This window comes from Arhodomonas sp. KWT, from assembly GCF_010993615.1.
In genome coordinates, this window is the sequence record NZ_WNXE01000231.1 from 1 (window position 1) to 3,330 (window position 3,330).

Annotated in this window: 3 protein-coding genes; 1 reads left to right on the plus strand and 2 read right to left on the minus strand. The window is 65.4% G+C overall.

Annotated features, from left to right (window positions below; genetic code table 11):
* Nucleotides 1–197 precede the first annotated feature (197 nt).
* Nucleotides 198–1,211, minus strand: coding sequence for a sensor domain-containing diguanylate cyclase (locus tag G7A99_RS17105; protein ID WP_018719613.1), 1,014 nt, complete (start codon nt 1,209–1,211; stop codon nt 198–200).
* Nucleotides 1,212–1,555: 344 nt separating this feature from the next.
* Here G7A99_RS17105 and G7A99_RS17110 point away from each other — a divergent pair, with 344 nt between their 5' ends.
* Nucleotides 1,556–2,725, plus strand: coding sequence for a permease (locus G7A99_RS17110; RefSeq protein ID WP_018719614.1), 1,170 nt, complete (start codon nt 1,556–1,558; stop codon nt 2,723–2,725).
* 127 nt (nt 2,726–2,852) lie between these two features.
* On the opposite strand, the gene G7A99_RS17115 is transcribed toward G7A99_RS17110, so the two are convergent.
* Complete coding sequence (locus G7A99_RS17115; RefSeq protein ID WP_018719615.1) at nt 2,853–3,164, minus strand: hypothetical protein; 312 nt, start codon at nt 3,162–3,164, stop codon at nt 2,853–2,855.
* Nucleotides 3,165–3,330: the final 166 nt, after the last annotated feature.

The following is a 3,330-nucleotide window of genomic DNA, read 5'->3' on the forward strand; positions in this document are numbered from 1 at the left end:
AGCCGGGACATCGGTCACCATGCTTTCCGGACCACTGCTCGACAGACGCTACCGCCATCTCTTCGCGGCCCAGGTTACCGCCCTGCGGGCACAGGGCTGACGACGATCGCACTCGCGCTCCTCCGTGATCGATCTCCATCACCGGGAATGGGCCGCGGCGGCGGGGCCCCGTCGCCTCGTGACACTGCCAGGGCTGGTCAGTCGAGCGATATCACCTGGTTGCGGCCGGAGCGTTTGGCCTGCAGAAGCGACTCGTCGGCCCGTTCGGTGAGGTCATGCAGCCGGGAGTCCGCTTTCGATGACCCTGTCACGCCGATGCTGACGGTGACGCCGCATTCCCGCTCGACCGCGTTGCGGATGCGCTCGGCGACGTGCCCGGCGTCGCCGGTATCCGTACCGGGCAGCGCCACGATGAACTCGTCGCCACCGTAACGGCCGAGCAGATCGACCTGGCGAAGGTGGCTGCGCAGGGTGGTGGTCACCTGCCTGAGGCGTTCATCGCCGGCGGTGTGACCCTGCTTGTCGTTGACCGTTTTGAAGTCGTCCAGATCCACCATAAGGAGCGTCAGCGGATGATTGTGGCGTCTGGCGTTCTGGAGTTCGTGCTCGACGAGTAGCTCGAGACTGCGCCGGTTGTGCGCGCCGGTAAGGTGGTCGCGGGTCGCAAGGTGCTCCAGCTCCGAGTTCAGCGTGTTCAGGCGGTCGATGGCCTGCCGAAGCTCGGCGGTACGCTCTTCCACGCGGGCTTCCAGTGCCTGGTTCTGGCGCTCCAGTTCCTGATGCGCGAGGCGCAGCTGCGTGATGTTCTGCGAGATGCCGAAGAGATGGCTGATCCGGCCGGCGCCGTCACGCAGCGGCACCAGCAACGTCAGCCAGCTCCCGTTGCGCTGTACGCCGGACGGATCGAAATAGGTGACGTCGCTCTCCTCGTAGCGGATCGGCTCCGCGCGTTCCAGGCACTCCCGGTAGTTGCCGATGACCCGCTCGGCGGTCGCATCGGGCAGGAACTCGCGAAGCGATTTGCCTTCGCACCAGGCACCGAGCGTGGTGGCTTCCGCCGGATTGATCGCCTCGATCACGAAGTCGTCGGTGGCCTCCATCACTCGGATGAGGAACATGTTTTCCGGGAAATTCTCCCAGACAGCCTGGAACAGCGAGGCGTCCCCGGGTTGCCTGAGCTGCAGAAGGCGATCGATGGGCGTCTCCGCCATATGCAAGACCCTGTTCCGAATGTGCCGCACGTGTTGGTGTTGGGCTGAGGATACATCAGGTCCCTGATCGAGTGAGCGTCGTCGCGGTCGCAGCGGAACTGCCTTGTGTGATGCCCGTTTGCGGCCGGGCCGGGCGAGTAGGGCAGGTTGGTAATCCGGATACCGACGGGGGATCGACGGGGCCACGGAGGCGTTCATGACAACCGCGGAGGCGCGTGATCGCACTCCCCCGACGTCCAGGAGGCCCACAGGTGGTAGGCTCGAGGGGGTGGGAAATGCGTCGTCCGCGTCTGCAGCCCCGTGGGCGCACGCGTACACGCACGCGGCACTGAGTGGGGGATCACATGGCATCACTCCTCGAGGCGATCGGATCGGCCGCTTACCTGGCTGCGGCCATGGGCTGGGAGGTGCTGTGGGGGCTGGTTCTCGGCTTCCTGCTGTCAGCAGCGGTGGACGTCTTGGTGTCCAAGGCCGAGCTCCAGCGCATGCTCCCGGACGACTCCGCCCGCTCGGTGACCCGCGCCTCCGTCGTTGGCGCCGCATCGTCGTCCTGCTCGTACGCCGCCGTCGCGATCGCCCGGTCCATCTTCCGCAAGGGCGGTGACTTCACCGCCGCGATGGCCTTCCAGTTCGCCTCGACGAACCTCGTCATCGAGCTCGGCGTGTTGCTGGTCGTGCTCATGGGCTGGAGCTTCGGCGCGGCGGAGTTCATCGGCGGCCCCATCATGATCGCGCTGCTCGTGCTCATGTTCCGCAGGCTCCTTCGTCCATCCCTGGTGGACGAGGCCCGCCGCCAGGCGAAGAAGGGCCTTAGCGGGAGCATGGAGGGCCACGCCGGCATGGCCACCATGGCGAAGGAGGGCACCTGGCGCGAACGTCTCACCTCGGCCGAGGGGTGGACCGCGATCAGCCACTACTTCGTGATGAACTGGTCGATGCTCTGGAAGGACATCGGCGTCGGCCTCGTGGTATCGGGCACGCTGGGCGCGCTGGTGCCGGACGCCTTCTGGCATGCCGCGTTCTTCACCGACGACCCGGTGCTCTCCACGCTGTGGGGGCCCATCATCGGGCCGCTCATCGCGGTGGCGTCGTTCACCTGTTCCATCGGCAACGTGCCCCTCGCCGCCGTGCTCTGGAACGGGGGCATCAGCTTCGGCGGCGTGGTCGCGTTCATCTTCGGCGACCTGATCATACTGCCGATCCTCAACATCTACCGGAAATACTATGGCCTGCGGATGGCCGTGTTCCTGGCGGTGGTGTTCTATGTCGCCATGGTGATCTCGGCGATCGCCGTGGAGCTGCTGTTCGGCGGCATCGGGTGGATCCCCGCGGAGCGAAACGCCAATGTGGGCACCGCCGCGTTCTCGCTTAACTACACGACGGTCCTGAACGTCATCGCGCTAGTTGTCGCGGGCGGGCTGTATCTGCGCTACCGCCACACCGGCGGCCCGGAAATGATGCGTGCGATGGAGCAGGGCGGCGAGCATGATCACCACCATGCGCACGGGCACTGACGGGGCGGGGGGACACCCGGCGCTGTCGGTCAGGTGGTCGACTGCCGCAATGCGTGTGTTCAGATTCGGGGCGCCGTTTCCGTGAATTCCCGGGCAGCCCGCCCCGTTGCCCAGGGATGTCTGGTTTTCACTGCGCGGATCTGAGTGCGTCAACCACGCGTTCACCCATCGAAGTGGCCGCTTCGGCGCTATCGAATTCCACGGAGAGGGTCTTGCCGTTATCGAGCATCAGGCCGACCTCGTGCCCGGAGCGGCTGGTCACCCTCACGCTCGCGATGTGCGCCGGGCTGATAGCGGTGAAATCACCTTCATTCGCATTCGGGCTGTGGTAGTAAACCATCCCCTCGTCAACCTCCAATGACCCGCCGCTGGCCGCAAGCGTGGCTACCGGGATAGCGGTGAGCGCAATTGAAGCGGCAAGCGCGAATTGATACGTCATAGATTCAGCCTTCTTATTTGTCAGAGGGATCGCCTCGGGAGGCTCATCATAGCAGGCCGTTAAACGGCAGCGATCGAATCCCGGATGCGTGCACCGCCTTCCGGATGGAGCCGATGTGGGGCCCTGGCGCCAGTTCTTGAGCGCCGAAGTGCTGAGTCGTCATGGT

Coding starts and splice junctions, on each gene's coding strand:
- G7A99_RS17105 (WP_018719613.1), bottom strand. CDS start 1,211: ATGGCGGAGACGCCCATCGATCGCCTTCTGCAGCTCAGGCAACCCGGG.
- G7A99_RS17110 (WP_018719614.1), top strand. CDS start 1,556: ATGGCATCACTCCTCGAGGCGATCGGATCGGCCGCTTACCTGGCTGCG.
- G7A99_RS17115 (WP_018719615.1), bottom strand. CDS start 3,164: ATGACGTATCAATTCGCGCTTGCCGCTTCAATTGCGCTCACCGCTATC.